The sequence below is a fragment of the Actinomadura luzonensis genome (genome assembly GCF_022664455.2).
Lineage (GTDB): Bacteria > Actinomycetota > Actinomycetes > Streptosporangiales > Streptosporangiaceae > Nonomuraea > Nonomuraea luzonensis.
On sequence record NZ_JAKRKC020000003.1, the window covers coordinates 862630 to 879698 of the forward strand.

At 71.3% G+C, this 17069-nt stretch carries 18 protein-coding genes; 1 reads left to right on the forward strand and 17 read right to left on the reverse strand.

The window, feature by feature from the left end:
- Position 1: 1 nt before the first annotated feature.
- The 15 genes from atpA to rpmE all read right to left on the reverse strand — a co-directional run bounded on the left by atpA (position 2) and on the right by rpmE (position 13849).
- Positions 2-1651 carry a F0F1 ATP synthase subunit alpha gene (atpA, locus tag MF672_RS49060; RefSeq protein ID WP_242379402.1) on the reverse strand — a complete coding sequence of 550 codons (1650 nt, stop codon included), beginning with the start codon at positions 1649-1651 and terminating at the stop codon, positions 2-4.
- A gap of 24 nt (positions 1652-1675) precedes the next feature.
- The gene (locus tag MF672_RS49065; RefSeq protein ID WP_242379404.1) at positions 1676-2485 is read right to left on the reverse strand and encodes a F0F1 ATP synthase subunit delta; all 810 of its coding nucleotides are present in this window, start codon (positions 2483-2485) and stop codon (positions 1676-1678) included.
- Positions 2485-3039 carry a F0F1 ATP synthase subunit B gene (locus MF672_RS49070; protein WP_242379407.1) on the reverse strand — a complete coding sequence of 185 codons (555 nt, stop codon included), beginning with the start codon at positions 3037-3039 and terminating at the stop codon, positions 2485-2487. The genes MF672_RS49065 and MF672_RS49070 overlap by 1 nt, the downstream gene beginning before the upstream one ends.
- Before the next feature lie 28 nt (positions 3040-3067).
- Positions 3068-3298, reverse strand: coding sequence for an ATP synthase F0 subunit C (gene atpE, locus MF672_RS49075; RefSeq protein WP_020546689.1), 231 nt, complete (start codon positions 3296-3298; stop codon positions 3068-3070).
- A gap of 78 nt (positions 3299-3376) precedes the next feature.
- Complete coding sequence (gene atpB / locus MF672_RS49080) at positions 3377-4174, reverse strand: F0F1 ATP synthase subunit A (RefSeq protein ID WP_242379409.1); 798 nt, start codon at positions 4172-4174, stop codon at positions 3377-3379.
- Positions 4175-4241: 67 nt separating this feature from the next.
- Positions 4242-4457 (reverse strand): AtpZ/AtpI family protein, encoded by a 216-nt coding sequence (locus MF672_RS49085; RefSeq protein ID WP_242379410.1) that lies wholly within the window; start codon positions 4455-4457, stop codon positions 4242-4244.
- Positions 4458-4522: 65 nt separating this feature from the next.
- Positions 4523-4945, reverse strand: coding sequence for a Cg1360 family ATP-synthase-associated protein (locus MF672_RS49090; protein WP_242379411.1), 423 nt, complete (start codon positions 4943-4945; stop codon positions 4523-4525).
- Between the two features lie 131 nt (positions 4946-5076).
- Positions 5077-6363 carry a glycosyltransferase family 4 protein gene (locus MF672_RS49095; protein ID WP_242379414.1) on the reverse strand — a complete coding sequence of 429 codons (1287 nt, stop codon included), beginning with the start codon at positions 6361-6363 and terminating at the stop codon, positions 5077-5079.
- A gap of 57 nt (positions 6364-6420) precedes the next feature.
- Complete coding sequence (glyA, locus tag MF672_RS49100) at positions 6421-7686, reverse strand: serine hydroxymethyltransferase (RefSeq protein WP_242379415.1); 1266 nt, start codon at positions 7684-7686, stop codon at positions 6421-6423.
- Between the two features lie 48 nt (positions 7687-7734).
- Positions 7735-8109 carry a hypothetical protein gene (locus MF672_RS49105; RefSeq protein WP_242379416.1) on the reverse strand — a complete coding sequence of 125 codons (375 nt, stop codon included), beginning with the start codon at positions 8107-8109 and terminating at the stop codon, positions 7735-7737.
- Positions 8109-10835, reverse strand: a complete 2727-nt coding sequence (locus MF672_RS49110) for a collagen-like domain-containing protein (protein ID WP_242379417.1) — start codon at positions 10833-10835, stop codon at positions 8109-8111. The genes MF672_RS49105 and MF672_RS49110 overlap by 1 nt, the downstream gene beginning before the upstream one ends.
- Before the next feature lie 120 nt (positions 10836-10955).
- Positions 10956-11603 (reverse strand): L-threonylcarbamoyladenylate synthase, encoded by a 648-nt coding sequence (locus tag MF672_RS49115; protein ID WP_242379418.1) that lies wholly within the window; start codon positions 11601-11603, stop codon positions 10956-10958.
- 20 nt (positions 11604-11623) lie between these two features.
- A complete protein-coding gene (gene prmC, locus MF672_RS49120; RefSeq protein WP_242379419.1) occupies positions 11624-12478 on the reverse strand; it encodes a peptide chain release factor N(5)-glutamine methyltransferase in 855 nt (284 codons plus the stop codon).
- Complete coding sequence (gene prfA, locus MF672_RS49125; RefSeq protein WP_242379420.1) at positions 12475-13527, reverse strand: peptide chain release factor 1; 1053 nt, start codon at positions 13525-13527, stop codon at positions 12475-12477. Before prfA ends, prmC begins: the two co-directional genes overlap by 4 nt.
- A gap of 103 nt (positions 13528-13630) precedes the next feature.
- Positions 13631-13849 carry a 50S ribosomal protein L31 gene (rpmE, locus tag MF672_RS49130; RefSeq protein ID WP_111179920.1) on the reverse strand — a complete coding sequence of 73 codons (219 nt, stop codon included), beginning with the start codon at positions 13847-13849 and terminating at the stop codon, positions 13631-13633.
- A 200-nt stretch (positions 13850-14049) separates the two neighbouring features.
- Here rpmE and MF672_RS49135 point away from each other — a divergent pair, with 200 nt between their 5' ends.
- Entirely contained in the window at positions 14050-15072 is a 1023-nt protein-coding gene (locus MF672_RS49135) for a hypothetical protein (RefSeq protein WP_242379421.1), read from the forward strand.
- 1 nt (position 15073) lies between these two features.
- On the opposite strand, the gene MF672_RS49140 is transcribed toward MF672_RS49135, so the two are convergent.
- Both MF672_RS49140 and MF672_RS49145 read right to left on the reverse strand, forming a co-directional pair.
- Positions 15074-15709, reverse strand: coding sequence for a response regulator (locus MF672_RS49140; RefSeq protein ID WP_242379423.1), 636 nt, complete (start codon positions 15707-15709; stop codon positions 15074-15076).
- Positions 15710-15719: 10 nt separating this feature from the next.
- Complete coding sequence (locus MF672_RS49145) at positions 15720-16979, reverse strand: sensor histidine kinase (protein WP_242379424.1); 1260 nt, start codon at positions 16977-16979, stop codon at positions 15720-15722.
- Between the last annotated feature and the right edge of the window lie 90 nt (positions 16980-17069).

A 17069-nucleotide genomic window follows, 5' to 3' on the forward strand; every position in this document is an offset into this window, starting at 1 on the left:
GCTACTTCTTCTCCGCCGGCCGGACGACCTTCTTGATCTTCTCCTGGCCGACCTCGTCGGCCTCCAGCGGAGCGACCGGCTCGTCCTTGACCAGCAGCTCGCCCGAGGAGGTGGTGAAGCCCTTCTTGAACTCCGTGATGGCGTCCTTGAGGGTGGTCACCGTGTCGTCGCCGAGGTCCTTGGTCTCGCGGATGCTGTCGAAGACGCCCTTGTGCGAGGAGCTGAGGAAGTCGAGGAACTCCTGCTCGAAGCGGCGGATGTCCTCGGTCGGCACCTCGTCCAGCTCGCCGGTGGTGCCGGCCCAGACCGACACGACCTGCCGCTCGACGGGGAACGGCGAGTACTGCGGCTGCTTGAGCAGCTCGACCAGCCGCTGACCGCGCTCCAGCTGGGCGCGGGAGGCGGCGTCGAGGTCGGAGGCGAACGCGGCGAACGCCTCCAGGTCGCGGTACTGCGACAGCGACAGCTTCAGCGTGCCCGCGACCTTGCGCATGGCCTTGACCTGCGCCGAGCCGCCGACCCGGGAGACGGAGATACCGACGTTGATCGCCGGGCGGACGCCGGCGTTGAACAGGTCGGTCTCCAGGAAGCACTGGCCGTCGGTGATGGAGATGACGTTGGTCGGGATGAACGCCGACACGTCGTTGCCCTTGGTCTCGATGACCGGCAGGCCCGTCATCGAGCCGCCGCCCATGTCGTCCGAGAGCTTGGCGCAGCGCTCCAGGAGCCGGGAGTGGAGGTAGAAGACGTCGCCGGGGAAGGCCTCGCGGCCCGGCGGGCGACGCAGCAGCAGGGACACGGCGCGGTAGGCGTCGGCCTGCTTGGTCAGGTCGTCGAAGACGATGAGGACGTGCTTGCCCTGGTACATCCAGTGCTGGCCGATGGCCGAGCCGGTGTAGGGCGCCAGGTACTTGTAACCGGCGGGGTCGGAGGCGGGAGCGGCGACGATGGTGGTGTACTCCATCGCGCCGGCCTCCTCCAGCCGGGCCCGGACCTGGGCGATCGTCGAGCCCTTCTGGCCGATGGCGACGTAGACGCAGCGGACCTGCTGCGCCGGGTCGCCGGAGGCCCAGGCCTCGCGCTGGTTGAGGATGGTGTCGACGGCGATCGCGGTCTTGCCGGTGCCGCGGTCGCCGATGATCAGCTGACGCTGGCCGCGGCCGATCGGCGTCATGGCGTCGATCGCCTTGATGCCGGTCTGCAGCGGCTGCTTGACGGGCTGCCGCTGGACGACCGAGGGGGCCTGCAGCTCGAGGGCGCGGGTGCCCTCCGCGGCGATGGCGCCCTTGCCGTCGAGCGGGTTGCCCAGGGGGTCGACCACGCGGCCGAGGAAGTCGTCGCCGACGGGCACGGACAGGACCTCGCCCGTCCGGCGGACCGTCTGGCCCTCCTCGATGCCGCTGAACTCACCCAGGACGACGACACCGATCTCGCGGGTGTCGAGGTTGAGTGCCAGGCCGCGCGTGCCGTTCTCGAACTCGAGCAGCTCGTTCGCCATCGCCGAGGGCAGGCCGGAGACATGGGCGATGCCGTCGCCGGCGTCGACGACGGTCCCGATCTCCTCGCGCGCGGCGCCTTCCGGTTCGTACGCCTGGACGAAGCGCTCAAGCGCGTCCCGGATCTCGTCCGGCCGGATCGTAAGCTCCGCCATCTCTACTCTGTCTCCCTATTTCGCCTAGCCGGCCAACCGGCGGCGGACTTCTTCGATTCGTCCCACGATGGTGGTGTCGATGATCTCGTCGCCGATGCGGACCGAGAACCCACCGAGCACTCGCTTGTCCACCTCGACGTTCAGGTGCACGTCACGGCCGTACGAGGTGCGCAGCCACGACGCCAGGCGCCGCTTCTGCTCCTCGGTCAGCTCGACCGCGCTGCGCACCACCGCCACGAGGCGCTGGCGCTGCTGGGCCACGAGCTGGCCGAACTCCTCCAGGCCCACTTCCAGGCTACGTCCTCGCGGGTGCAGGACCACCTGCGAGATGAGCCGCAGGCTGGTGGGGGCCACCTTGCCGGCCAGCAGGTCGCTCAGCAGCCGCCGCTTGCCCTCCGCCGGGGCGGCGGGCTCGGCGAGCGCGCGGCGCAGGTCGGGGTTGGCGGCGACGACGCGGCCGAAGCGGAAGAGCTCGTCCTCCACGTCGTCGAGCCGCGACTGGCCCTCGGCCTCGGCGGCCGCGGCCACCACGCCGAGCCGCTCCAGCACGTCGGCGAGGTCACCCGCGCGCGACCAGCGAGCCGCGACCGCGGTCTCGACGGTGGCGAGCGTGGCCGCGCCGACCTTGCCCTGCAGCAGCGCGCGCACGGTCTGCGCCTTCTGCTCGGCCGCCCTGGACTGGTCGGACAGGGCGCGGCGCAGGCCGTGCTCACGGTCGAGCAGATCCGCGACCGCGAACAGCTCGTCGGAGAGCGTCCCGAGGTCGGCACTGCCGGCCACCGCGTTGAACCGCTCCTCGACCTCGGCCAGCGACGTCCTGCTCAGACCGCGCATCAGCGCACCGCCTGCGCGTTGGAGCTCTCCAGCTCGTCGAGGAACCGGTCGACGATGCGGGTCTGGCGGACCTCGTCCTCCAGCGACTCGCCCACGATGCGGCCGGCGAGCTCGGTCGACAGGCGGCCGATCTCGGTGCGGAGCTGGGCGAAGGCCGCCTGGCGGTCGGCCTCGATCTGCGCGTGCGCGGCCTCGACGAGGCGGCGGGCCTCGGCCTGCGCCTCCTCGCGGAGCTCGGCCTTGATCTGCGCCGCCTGCTCGCGCGCCTCCTCGCGGAGACGGGAGGCCTCACGCCGGGCCTCCTCCAGGTTGGCCGCGTACTGCCGCTGGAGCTCCTGGGCCTGGGCCTGGGCCTCCTCGGCGCGCTTGATGCCGCCCTCGATCGCGTCCGTACGCTCGGCCAGCGTCTTCTGGATACGCGGCACGAGCATGCGCCCGACGACGAGGAAGACGACGAGGAACGCGAAGATACCGACGACGAGCTCGTACGTGTGCGGGATCAGAGGGTTGGAGCCCTCCTCCGCCGCAAGGAGCGTAGCTGCCTTAACGATCATGTTGCAGCCTTTCGTCAGTTGGGGGCGATCAGATGCCCGAGAAGATGAACGGCGCCACCAGACCGATCAGGGCGAGGGCCTCGGTGAGGACGAAGCCGAGGAGCATGTTCTGGCGGATCAGGCCGTAAGCCTCGGGCTGACGCGCGATGGCCTGCACGCCCTGACCGAAGATGATGCCGACGCCGATGCCGGGGCCGATGGCGGCGAGACCGTAACCGATGGCGGTGACGTTGCCGGAGACCTCAGCGAGAACGCTCATTTCTTGTATTCCTTTACTTAACGGCCGGTGAAGCGGGTATCACCGGTCATGGACATTCCGTGTGGTGTGCGGTGGTACTCAGTGCTCAGGGTGCAGAGAGTTGCCGATGTACATCGCCGCCAGCATCGCGAACAGGAACGCCTGCAGGAACTGGATGAACATCTCGAAGCCGGTCAGGAGGATCGTCATCACCACGCCGACCACGCCGACGGGAGCGCCGAGCGGGGTCAGCTTCTCGAACAGGAACCAGAAGCCGACCATGCTGAAGAAGGCCAGCAGCATGTGGCCCGCGAACATGTTCGCGAAGAGTCGGACCGCGTGCGTGAAGGGCGCGATGATCAGGTTGGACAGGAACTCGATCGGCGCGAGCAGCACGTAGATGAACTTGGGCAGGCCGGGCGGGAACATCATGTTCTTGAAGTAGCCGACGGCGCCCTGGTGCTTCATGCCGAGGTAGATCTTGATGATGTAGATCAGGCCCGCGAGCACGACGGGGAAGGCGATGTGGGAGGCCACCGGGAACTGCAGCACGGGGATGACGCCCATGAGGTTCCACAGCAGGACCACGAAGAAGATGGAGACCAGCAGGCCCATCCACCGGTCGGCGTCCTTGCCCAGGAAGGGCCGGGCGACCTGGTCGCGGACGAACATGTAGCCGTACTCGACGACGTTCTGCAGGCCCCTCGGCACGATCTTGGGGTTGGCGAAGGCGCCCCAGCACAGGGCGATCACCACGAGCGAGGTGAGCATCGCGAGCAGGACCGGCTTGGTGAACCAGTCGACCCCGGGGATGATGGGCGGCAGGTTGAACAGCTCTTCAGGCGTAGGCGCCCCGAACTGATCGCCATGAGGAGCGAGGACCGTCAGCGCACTCACGCGGCGTTCCCTTCAACGTCGTAGTGGATCACAAGAGTTACCTCGGCGGAGAGATCGCGGCGCCGGGCTAGCGGCTGAACTTCCGGTAGGCCAGGTAGCCGGCGAGCACAACCCCAAGGACCACGCCTATGGGGAAGAACGCGGACATGTCCAACCACCGGTCCAGCAACCACCCGAGACCGCCGTAGATGGCCATCCCGGCGAGCAGGTAGCTGGGGACTGACCACATGGCGTCGGCGAAGTCGCGACCGTCTTCTTCCGGTCGGCGTTCCTGTGCGCTCATCGCGGCCCCGACGATAGCAGGCGTATGGAGGACTAGTCATATCGGGCCCCGCCCGGTCACCGGGTTCACGAGTCGCCCTTTCCGGGGACCCGGGCCTCGGGGTCGACGTACAGCAGCTTGGTCTTCATGAAGGCGCGCACCTCGAACCCGGTCCAGACCAGGGTGCAGATGACGACGGACCAGGCGAAGGCCAGCGTGTTCCAGGCCGTGGTGTCGCGGAACGCGTTCAGCACGACCATGATGACGACGACTTTGACGAGGTAGCTGAGCATCGCCGCGATCGCCATCATCTGGGGGGAGACCCTTGCGGCATAGGAGACCGCTACCACGCTGATGCTGAAGAAAACCCCGACGAGCAAAGCGCCGAGCCCCGCGCCCAGCGCGCCCTTGCCGCCGGCGGTCAGGAAGGCGACGACCACCGCGGCCACCCCGACCACCGCGGTCGGAATCGCGGCGCCCTTGAGTACGCGCACGTCGTTGGCCTGCATCGGTGCTCCATCAGCATGTTATCAAGCGAGCGTTTGCTACCCCTCGGACATGTGCGTCCGGGGGCCCCTGCTCGTGAAAGATATCACAAGCTCACGGAAGACCGCTTTTACCTGCCGTTTCTAGTTCGCGATCAAGAACGGCTCGGAAATGCCGGGATGACCGGATTGCCCTCGGCCGTCGCGCGCTCGGCCCGCGGCCCGTCCGCCGGCGGCATCGGCCGCCTGACCTGCGGCTCCGGCGCGATGGGCGGCATCGGGCCGGTGGGCGGGCCGTCGTCGTCGGGCTGCTTGCCCCGCGAGGCCGCGTGCGCGCCGCCCCTGCCCCGCCAGCGCGGCAGCGCCATCAGCACCAGCACCGCCAGCGCGAACACGATGAACACCGGGAACAGCAGGACCGGCACGCCGATGGTGGACATGCTCACCACGCCGAAGGCGAACAGGAACGCCCAGGCGTACATGATGAGCACCGACCTGCGGTGGGAGTGGCCGATGTCCATCAGCCGGTGGTGCAGGTGGCCGCGGTCGGGCGCGAACGGCGACAGGCCGCGCGAGGTGCGCCGCACCACGGCCGTGATGAGGTCGACCAGCGGCAGGACCAGCACCGCCGCCGGCAGCAGCAACGGGAGCAGCACCGGGACCTTGTTCATGCCCTCGATGATCCCGGGGTCGACCGGCGTCACGGTGACGATGGACGAGGCGAGCACGAGCCCGATGAGCATGGCCCCGGTGTCGCCCATGAAGATCTTGGCCGGGTGGAAGTTGTGCGGCAGGAAGCCGAGGCAGGTGCCGATGAGGATCGCCGCGATGGCCGCCGTGGTGGTGATGCGCCCGCCGCTGATGTTGACGGCCAGGAAGATGGAGTAGGCCCAGGTGGCCATGCCCGCGATGCAGACGATGCCGGCCGCCAGGCCGTCGAGGCCGTCGACGAAGTTGACCGCGTTGATGGTGACCACCACGACCATGATGGTGATCACCGTGCTGAGCGTGGGGTCGAGGCTGATGGAGCCGCCCCAGTTCTGTGGCAGCGGGATGTAGAGCAGCCGCAGGTCGAAGAAGACCAGCACGCCCGCCGCCGCGACCTGGCCGCCGAGCTTGATGAAGGCGTCCATGCCCCACCAGTCGTCGAGGAACCCGGTCAGCGTGATCAGGCCGCCCGCCACGATGAGCGCCGTGACCGCGTTGACGTCGGTCTCGGTCAGGGCCTTGCCCGTGTGCGTGAGCTGGCTGGCCACCAGCAGCCCGGCCACCAGGCCCCCGTACATCGCCAGGCCGCCCAGGCGGGGGGTCGGCGTGGTGTGCACGTCGCGGTCGCGTACCTCGGGCATGGCGCCGATGCGGATGGCGAAGCGGCGCACGAGCGGAACCAGCAGATAGGTCACCGCTGCCGCGATGAGCGCCATGAACAGGTATTCGCGCACGGACCTAGTTTCCCGGATGTCCCGGCCCGCTGTGACCGGAAAACGACACAGACCAGCTTAATATTCGCTGAGATATGGCGGATGGATGGCCAGAAGAGCCGAAACTCTTTCCCTGACCTTCCCCGCGACGCCAGGATCACGCACCGCCGCGGCCACCAGCGCGCCGATCTCCGCGACTTCCTGGGGCTCCATCCCCTGCGTGGTGACACAGGGCGTGCCCACGCGGATGCCCGACGTCACCGCCGGGGGCTCCGGGTCGTACGGGATGACGTTGCGGTTGAGCGTGATGCCCGCCGCCGCGCACCGCCGCTCCGCCTCCGCCCCCGACACCCCCGTGCCGCGCAGGTCGACCAGCGCCAGATGGGTGTCGGTGCCGCCGGACACCGGCCGCATGCCCTCCGCCGCCAGCGCCCCCGCCAGCGCGCGGGCGTTGTCGATCACGCGGCGGGCGTACCCGGCGAACTCCGGCCGCAGCGCCTCGCCGAACGCCACCGCCTTGGCCGCCACCACGTGCATCAGCGGCCCGCCCTGCACGAACGGGAACACCGCCCGGTCGATCCGCCCGGCCAGCTCGGCGGTGCACACGATCGCCCCGCCGCGCGGCCCGCGCAGCGCCTTGTGGGTGGTGAACGTGACCACGTCCGCGTACGGGACCGCCGACGGGATCGCGCCGCCCGCCATCAGCCCGATCGGGTGCGCCGCGTCGGCCAGCAGCCACGCCCCCACCTCGTCGGCGATGCCGCGGAAGACCGCGTAGTCGATCAGCCTCGGGTACGCGGTCGCGCCGCAGACGATGAGCTTGGGCCGGTGCCGCAGCGCCAGGTCCCGCACCTCGTCGAGGTCGATCAGCTCGGTGTCGCGCCGCACGCCGTACGGCACGACGTCGAACCACCGTCCCGAGAAGTTCACCTTCGAGCCGTGCGTGAGATGGCCGCCGTGCGGCAGGGCCATGGCCAGCATCGTGTCGCCGGGCTGGAGCAGCGCGGCGTAGGCGGCCAGGTTCGCCGAGGCGCCCGAATGCGGCTGGACGTTGGCGTGCTCGGCGCCGAACAGCTCCCTGGCCCGCGCCACCGCCAGCCGCTCGGCGCGGTCCACCACCTCGCAGCCGCCGTAGTAGCGGCGGCCCGGGTAGCCCTCGGCGTACTTGTTGGTGAGGGCCGAGCCCAGGGCGGCCAGGACGGCGGGCGAGGCGAAGTTCTCGCTCGCGATGAGCTGCACGCCGCCGCGCTCGCGGTCGAGCTCGTCGAGCAGCACCTGGGCCAGCTCCGGGTCCTGCCGCCTGAGCAGCCCGAAGTCCGGGCCGTAGTAGGGCTCTGTACCCATTTCCTCACTGTACGGCCCGGTGTCCGGTTCTCCCAGGGCGGCCCTCGGTCAGGGGAAGGCGTGCGGGGCGTTCGTCCTGGCCGGGATCCAGCGGGGGGTGTCGTGGGCCTCGTCGCTGATCGCGGTCAGGACCGCGTGACGGTAGACCGCGAGCCGGGTGCGCCACTCGCGGATGTCCTCGACATAGCGCTCGCCGACCGGGGCGTCCCACGTCTGCGGGCTGCGGGCCAGGTTGTAGGCCTTGTCGAGGGCCGTCCTCAGGATCTCCAGCTGAGGGACGGCGGTCTGCCAGGCGATGACGAGCCGCTGGTAGTCCGGGTTGAACTCCCAGGCGGTGGGCCGGTTGTCCAGAGGGCCGGCGGAGGTGGCCGGGGGGCGCTCGTCCACGGCCTTGGGCTTGGGGGCCGGGGGGTCGACGTACATCACGAGGTCCTTTCCGGCGCGCCTCCGCCGCCACCTGGCCGATCGGGCCGATCGGGCCGATCGGGGCGGTCGGGGTGGTTCGGCTGGTCGGGCTGGTTCGGGTCGATCGTGCCCGGCGGGCCGTCGGGGCCGACGTCCTGCGGGGCCCAGGCGCCGGTGCCGTACTCGCCGGGCGGGACCTGGACGGAGGGCATGTCCTGGGGCTGGATGTCGCGGTGATGCTCGACCACGGTGCGGAGACCGTCCAGGTCGGGCGGCGTCACCTCGACCGACACCACGTCACCGCCGGCCGTGGAACCCGCGACCAGCCGGATCCCCGAGCCACCGCCCGCACCGGCCTCCCGCCCGCTCCCCTGGCTGCTCCCCTGCCCGTCCCCGTACCCGGTCCCAGTCCCTTGCCCGGCCCCAGCCCCGGTCCCGCTCCCTTGCCCGTCCCCGTACCCGGTCCCAGTCCCTTGCCCGGCCCCAGCCCCGGTCCCGCTCCCTTGCCCGGTTCCGTGCCCATCCCCATACCCGCTCCCCTGCCCGGCCCCATGCCCGGCCCCATGCCCGGTCCCGGTTCCGCTCCCGGGTGCCGCGCCGTGACCGGAGCCCTGCGCCCCACCCTGATCCACGCCGGGTGTTGCGCCCTGGCCCGCGCCGGGTGTGGCGCCCTGGCCCGCACCCGGTGTGGCGCTGTGGCCGCTGCCCGCTGCGGCGCCCTCGCCGCCGCTCGGTGCGGTGCCCGCCGCCCCGGGGTCGCCGTCGGCTGCCGGAGGCGTCGGCGGAATGACCACGCCCTGCCCCCCACCCGAAACCGACCCGTTCCCACCCGAAACCGACCCGTTTCCGCTTGCAGCCGAGCCGCCGTTGCCATAGGGCGCCGAGCCGCCGTTCCCGTCTGCAGCCGAGCCTCCGCTTCCGCCGGCAGCCGAGCCGCCGTTGCCGTGGGGCGCCGAGCCGCCGTTCCCGCCGGCGGCCGAGCCGTGGCCGCCTGCCGCTGAGTCGTCTCCGCCGTTTCCGTGCGGTGCCGCGTCCGCGTCGCCCGTCGCGCCGCCTGAAGCCCCGGCGTCACCGGTAGCACCGCCCGTGCCGCCGGGCGTCTGGCTGGTGCCGCCCGTGGCCGAGCCGCCGTCGCCAGCGCCGGAGCCGCCGCCGTCCGTGGTCGCGCCGCCTCCGGGCGGGGTGGGGTCCGCACCGCCCGAGCCCGAGCCGATCCCTCCCGGCGTCGCGCCCGATCCGCCGGGAGCCGTCCCGGAACCGCCGGGCGACGTGTGCGAACCGTCAGGGGCCGCTCCGGAACCGCCGGGTGAGGTGTGCGAGCCGCCGGGCGTCCGGTCGGTGACGGAGTCGCAGCCGGTGGTGCCGCCCGCGTCGGCGGGCTTGTCGTCGATGGGCTGGAATCCCGCCGAGCCTGCGTTGGCGTCGCCGCCTCCGCTGCCGAGGCCGTGGGAGGACGAGGGCAGGCTGGGGGCGTTGTAGCCGTCCGAGGTGGAGGTGCCGACGCCGGAGGTGGCCGCCGTTCCGCCGCCGGCCCCGTCCGCGGGCGGGGTGGTGGAGGAGGACGGCGGGAGGGTGGTGTGGTGGGACCCGGCGGACGGGTCTCCTGGCGCGATGGAGCCGGCGGCCCCGTCGGGGCGGATGTCGCGTCCGGCCCATTCGCCCTTGCCGTACTCGCCTGCGGGGACCTGCACGTCCGGCATGTCCTGGGGCGGGATCTCGCGGTGGTGGCCGACCACCGTGCCGAGGGCGTCGGAGCTGGGCGGGTTGGTGTTGGCGGAGACGACGTCGCTGCCGTCGCCGGCCCAGGCGCTCACGTCCGTGCCCGGGGCGGCTGCGGTGGCGTCGGCGGGCACTTTGGGCATTTCGGCGGGTTGGATCTGGTCGGCGTTCCTGAGCATGTTCTCGACTTGCTCGGCTGTGGGTGGGTTCAGCGGGATTTGGAGGACTTTGACGCCGTCGACTTCTACGACGTGGGGTTTTGTGGCGGCTGTGTCGTCGGGGTGGTCCTTGGCGGGTGTGTCGATCGTCCCGGTCCCGGTGCCGGTGCCGGTGCCGGTGTCCTTGCCCGTCCCCGTGTCCTTCGCCCCGTTGCCGTCACACGCCTTCCCGTCGGAGCCGGTCTTGCCGTCAGCGTCGGCCTTGCCATCCGAGCCCGTCTTGCCATCGGAGCCCGTCTTGCCGTCCGAGCCGGTCTTGCCGTCAGCGTCGGCCTTGCCATCCGAGCCCGTCCTGCCGTCCGAGCCAGTCTTGCCGTCAGCGTCGGCCTTGCCATCCGAGCCGGTCTTGCCGTCGGAGCCGGTCTTGCCGTCCGAGCCCGTCTTGCCATCGGAGCCCGTCTTGCCGTCGGCGCCGGTCTTGCCGTCCGAGCCCGTCTTGCCGTCGGTGTCGTGCTTTTTGGGGGTTTCCTGGGTTGGTTGGTCGCCGCCGCGTACGTCCTTGGGGGGATCGTCCGTCTTGGGCCGGTCGCCGGACGACGGTGGGGTGTCGCCGGGGCCGGTGCCGGATTTTCGGGGCTGCTCCGCCCGTTTCTCCAGCACCGCCAGCCGCCCGTTGACGTCCTTGACCATGGTGTCGACGGCGTCGGCGATCTGGGCGGGGCGGTGCGTGGCCTGGGCGGAGACCCCGGCCCGGCTCAGGGCGGCGCGAATCCGGTCCTCGACCGTGCGCAGCTGCGTCGCCGCGTGCTTCACCTCGCTCAGCAGCTCGCGCACGAGCTTGGGATCCATGCCGTCGTACTTGCCCATGGGCCACTCCCCGACGTCTCGCCGCAGCTACGGGCCTCACCGTAAGCACGGCCGGAGCGCGTTCGCAGCCGGGATAAGCAGACGGTATACGTCGCGCGCCAGGTCAACTCGTCCGGCGGGTCAGTCGTCCGTGGCGACGTAGCCGATGATGCCGCGCAGCTTCTCGACCGGGATGGCTCCGCGCCGCAGCAGCCTGGGCACGGCGGTGGTGAGGTCGAGGATGGTGGAGGGCGTGCTGTCGGTGGTCCTGCCGCCGTCGAGGTAGACCGCGACCGAGTCGCCGAGCTGCTCCTCGGCGTCCTCCGCCGTGATGGCGGCGGGCGCGCCGGAGCGGTTGGCGCTGGAGACGGCCATCGGGCCGGTCTCCTTGAGCAGGTCGAGCGCCACCGGGTGGAGCGGCATGCGGACGGCCACCGTGCCCTTGGTCTCCCCCAGGTCCCAGGAAAGGGCCCTGTTGGCCTTGCAGACGATCGTGAGCGGCCCCGGCCAGAACGCGTCGATGAGATCCTGCCCGTACGGCCCCATGTCGTCCACGAGCGCCGTGGCGGCCCGTACGGTGCCGACGAGCACCGGCGGCGGCGTTTCGCGCCCGCGCCCCTTGGCCTCCAGCAGCGCGGTCACCGCGGCCGGGGTGAAGGCGTCGGCGCCGATGCCGTAGACCGTGTCGGTCGGGAGCACCACCAGCTCGCCCCGTCGCACGGCCGCGGCGGCCTCCGTCAGCCCTTCGGCCTTCCGCTCCGGGTCTGAGCAGTCAAAGCGTCGTCCCACGGCGTACTCCTCGTGCGGGCTCAGTCCTGGCCGAGTTTGGCCGTGACGAAGCGGTCTCTTCTGGTGAGGTCCTGACGCAGGCGTACGTCGCGCCAGCCGTTGTCCTCGGTGAAGGTCAGGTAGACGGCCCTGCCCTGCTGGTCGGCGTGCTCGACGGCGACCAGGCCGCCGGGACGCAGCAGCCGCCGGGCGGTGCGCTCGACCGCGCGGACCTCGTCGAGCCCGTCCTCGCCGGAGCCGTACAGCGCGCGCGAGGGGTCGTAGTCGCGCACCTCGGGGTCGCGCGGGATCGCCCCGGGCGGGATGTAGGGCGGGTTGGAGATGACGAGGTCGACCTTGCCGTTGAGCTCGGGCAGCGCCTCGGCGAGGTCTTCGGGGTGCAGGTGGGTGCGCCCCTGGCCGTGCTCGGAGATGTTGCGCTTGGCCCACGTGTACGCCGCCGGGTCGACCTCCACGGCGTGCACCTCGGCCAGCGCCACCTCCTGCGCGATCGACAGCGCGATGGCCCCCGACCCGGTGCCGAGGTCGACCACGAGCGGGGCGTTGACGTCCATCTCGCGCAGCCGCTCGATGGCCCAGCCGGTCATGACCTCGGTCTCGGGGCGCGGCACGAACACGCCGGGCCCGACCGCGAGCTCCAGGTAGCGGAAGTAGGCGTGCCCGGTGATGTGCTGCAACGGCTCGCGGGCCTCGCGCCGCGCGACGCCCTCCCAGAACAGCGCGTCGAAGTCGGCGTCCTTGACGGTGTGGAGCTCGCTCCTGCGCACGCCGTGGACGAACGCGGCGATCTCCTCCGCGTCGGTGCGCGGTGAGGGCACGCCGGCCTCGGCCAACCGGGCGGTGGCGAGGGCGATCTCGTCCAGCAGCAGACTCATGAGTGTTGTGCGAGCTTCTCCGCCATCTCGGCGTCGATGAGGGCCTGGGTGACGGCGTTGAGCTCGCCGTCGAGAACCTGGTCGAGGTTATACGCCTTGAAGCCGACGCGGTGGTCGGAGATGCGGTTTTCCGGGAAATTGTAGGTGCGGATGCGCTCGGAGCGGTCGACCGTGCGCACCTGGGACTTGCGTTCGGCCTGCGCCGCGGCCTCGGCCTCCTCCTGGGCGATGGCCAGCAGCCGGGCGCGCAGGATGCGCATCGCCGACTCCTTGTTCTGGAGCTGACTCTTCTCGTTCTGGCAGGAGACCACCACGCCGGTGGGCAGGTGGGTGATGCGGACCGCTGAGTCGGTGGTGTTGACGCTCTGGCCGCCGGGGCCGCTGGAGCGGTAGACGTCGATGCGCAGGTCGTTGGGGTCGATCTGGACGTCGACCTCCTCCGCCTCCGGGTAGACGAGCACGCCGGCGGCGCTGGTGTGGATGCGGCCCTGCGACTCGGTGACGGGCACCCGCTGCACGCGGTGGACGCCGCCCTCGAACTTGAGCCTGGACCACACGCCCTCGTCGCCCTTGGCCTTGATGGCGACCGTGACGTCCTTGTAGCCGCCGAGGTCGGACGGCTGGGAGTCGATGACCTCGGTCTTCCAGCCGACCCGCTCGGCGTAGCGGAGGTACATCCGCAGCAGGTCGCCGGCGAACAGCGCGGACTCCTCGCCGCCCTCGCCCGCCTTGATCTCCATGATGATGTCCTTGTCATCATTGGGATCGCGCGGGATCAGCAGGTGCTTGAGCCGCTCCTCCAGCGGGCCGATGCGGCCTTCGAGCTCGACGGCCTCGGCCGCGAACCCGTCGTCCTCGCCCGCCAGCTCCTTGGCGGCGGTGAGGTCCTGGCGGACCGACTCCAGCTCGCGGTAGGTGGTGACGATCGGCGTGAGCTGGGAGTAGCGGCGGCCCAGCGTGCGGGCCCTGCTCTGGTCGGCGTGCACGGCGGGGTCGGCGAGCTGCAGCTCCAGCTCGGAATACTCCTTGAGCAACTCGTCGAGGTTCACCGTGGTCCTTCAGTGTGTGGGGTCGGCCAGGGGCGTCGCGATCTCGTACCGACAACGCCGACCCGGCGCACGCGGAGGTGCGGCCGGGCCGGCGTGTGGAGAGCTACTTGCCCGCGGCCTTCTTGCCGAAGCGCTTCTCGAAGCGCGCCACCCGGCCGCCCGTGTCGAGGATCTTCTGCTTGCCCGTGTAGAACGGGTGGCAGGCGGAGCACACGTCGGCGTGGATCACGCCGTTCTTGGCGGTGCTGCGGGTGGTGAAGGTGTTACCGCAGGAGCAGGAGACCTGCGTCACGTGGTAATCGGGGTGGATGTCGCGCTTCATCGCTGTCCTTTCGGGGTGCGGCCGCCGGGTCGCCTTCGAGCGTGGCGGGAACCGGAACCGCAAAATGGTCAGCTACCAGTGTGCCAGATCGTGCAACCATCCCAGGCCATCGCCCATTCCCGCGCATCCCCTCGGCAGGCCCGGGCTCGTCGCAATAGGCTCTTTCGCACCATCCCTCACTCCGGTAAGGATTCCCGTCGATGAAGAGAAGGCTGCGGTCGCTGCTCGTGACCGCCATGGGGGCCGCCGTTCTCCTGACGACGTCGTTCGCGCCCGCCTCGTACGCGCGGGCCGGTGACTTCACGGGTGACGCCTCGGCCGCCGCGTACGTCCCGCTGCAGAACGACGTCGAGGGCACCGTCACGCTCAACCTCAAGGAGCCCGCCAAGGTCACGGGCGTGACGGGCGGCATCGAGGCGCCGGGCAAGGGCGTCAGGACGGTGACGTTCGACTTCAGGGCGGGCGACACCGCGGCCACGCAGAAGATCGTCGGCAGGTGGCGCATCGGCCAGGACGACCCGGCGGGCGAGTGGAAGCTCAGCGTCGTCGTCGCCCGCGACACCGGCACGTCCACCACGCCGTTCGTCGTGCAGGTGTCCGGCAAGCAGGGCATCTCCGCCGCCAAGGTCACCCCCGACCCGGTCAGGCTGGTCACCGGCAAGGACGTGAAGGTCTCGGTCGAGGCGACGGTGAAGGACGCCGCCTCGGTGTCGGCCAAGCTGGTCAGCGCGGGCGGCGGCGAGTTCTACGACCTGGGCGACCTGGCGAGGGAGTCCGACGGCAAGTACCGCGGCAGCACGTACTTCGCCGACGACACCGCGCCCGGCGACTGGACGCTGGAGGTGTACGCCCACAGGAACGGCCAGACGCTCAAGGGCGTGGCCGGGTTCACGGTCTCCGCGCCCGCGGCGGGCGCGTCGAAGAAGACCAAGTCCCGGGTCACGATCTCGGCCCCGAACAAGGTCAGGGCCGGCGGCACGGTCAAGGTGTCCGGCAAGGTCTACCGGGGGACGAAGGCGTACCCGCGCAAGACGGTCGAGGTGTACTTCAAGGTCAAGGGCACCAGGACGTACAAGCTGCTCGGCTTCGCCAAGACCACCTCCACCGGCAGGTACGCCAAGACCTACACGGCCCGCAAGGACGGCTACTACCGCGTCCGGGTGCCCGGCACGCGGACGACCAGGGCGTCGCTGTCGCCGCAGGAGTTCGTGGACGTCCGGTAGCTCACCTGCCGAGGTAGGTGAGCACGGCGAGCACCCGCCGATGGTCCTCGGGCGCGGGCCCGAGGGCCAGCTTGGCGAAGATGCCGGAGATGTGCTTCTCGACCGCGCCCTCGGTGACGACGAGGCGGGCCGCGATGGCGGTGTTGGAGCGGCCCTCGGCCATGAGGGCCAGCACCTCGCGCTCGCGCGGCGAGAGCGAGTCCAGGGGCGCGCCGCGCCGCTGCCGGCTGAGGAGCTGCACGACCACCTCGGGGTCGATGACGGTGCCGCCCGCCGCGACCTGCCGCACCGCCTCCAGGAAGTCGGCGAGGTCGGCCACCCGCTCCTTCAGCAGGTAGCCGACGGCCCGGCCGATGAGGTCGCCCGCGTAGCGCTCCTCGACGTACTGCGACAGGACCAGGATCGGGAAGTCGGGGCGCTCGGCGCGCACCCGCAGCGCCGCCCGCAGGCCCTCGTCGGTGTGCGTGGGCGGCATGCGGACGTCGACGATGGCCAGGTCGGGCTCGTGCTCGCGGACCGCGGCCTCCAGCGCCGGCCCGTCGGCCACGGCCGCCACCGTCTCGATGCCACCGTCGGCCAGCAGCCGGGCGAGCCCTTCGCGCAGCAGTACGGAGTCCTCGGCGATGACCACGCGCATGGACCCATGCCTACCATTCGCAGGGCAGCTCCGCGCGCACCATGGTGGGGCCGCCGATCGGGCTGTGCACGACCAGCACGCCGTCGATGGTGGCCGCCCGGTCCGCCAGGCCCGCCAGGCCGCCGCCGGGCGTGACGAGGGCGCCGCCGACGCCGTTGTCCCACACGTCCACCACCACCGCGGCGCCGTCGCGGAACACCGACACCGACGCCTCCGTGGCGGCGGCGTGCTTGGCCAGGTTGGCGAGGGCTTCCGCGACGGTGAAGTAGGCGATGCTCTCCACCGCGGCCGGCGGCCGCTCGCTCAGCTCGACGTTGACGTCCACGTGGACGGGCGCCCGCGCGGCCAGGCCCGACAGCGCCGCGTCCAGCCCGCGGTCGCTGAGGATGGCCGGGTGGATGCCCCGGGCGAGGTCGCGCAGCTCGGCGATGGCGGCCTTGGTGCCGGTGTGGGCCTGCGCGATGAGGGTGCGCGCCTCGTCGGGGTCGGTGTCGAACTTGGCCTGCGCCCGGCCGAGGTCCACCGCGACCGACAGCAGCCGCTGCTGGGCCCCGTCGTGCAGGTCGCGCTCGATCCTGCGCCGCTCGGCCTCGGCGGCGTCCACGCCACGGGCGCGGCTGGCCCGCAGCCGCTCCTCCTCGCCGCCGCCGAGCAGCACGGTCGCGAGCGTCCCGTGCAGCCAGGCCATGCCGCGCGTGAGATAGCCGGCCAGGACGAGCAGCGCCAGGCCGAACAGCACGCAGACCCAGGCCGCAACCTGGTCCTCCACCCGGTAAGGATCACCCTGGGCGCGGCTCACCTCCAGCAGCAGCGGCGCCAGCAGCAGCCCCGCCGACCCGAGCCACAACGCGACCGACACGGCCACCTCGACCGCGCCGAGCGGCAGCAGCATGAGCAGGTAGCCGAGGTCCTTCCAGGTCGCGGGGTCGGTGACGAGCCACTGGAGGTGTGCGCCCACCCCGCCCTCGGGCCGCCGCCGGTACGGGTCGGCGATCCGCACCCCGAACGCCGCCCGCAGCATCCGGCGCTCCAGCATCGCCCCGCCGCGCCACATCAGCACCGTCGCCATGGCCAGCGGCACGCCGACCCACACCACCGCCAGCGTGAGCGAGACCGGCACCGCGAACGACAACACCATGAACCAGCCGAGCCCGATCGCCCCGCTGACCAGCAGGTACGGCACCGCCCGCCACGTCATGGGGTCCATCAGCACCCCGAGCGGCCCATGGGGCCCCAACGGCACCCGGTCCTTCAACGCCACCGATCGCATGCCCTCCAGCCTGCCGGGCGACGGCCGGAAGGTGAATACAGGTGACTTCCCTCATGAGGTGGGGCTAGCCCCCGTATTCCGGACACGAAA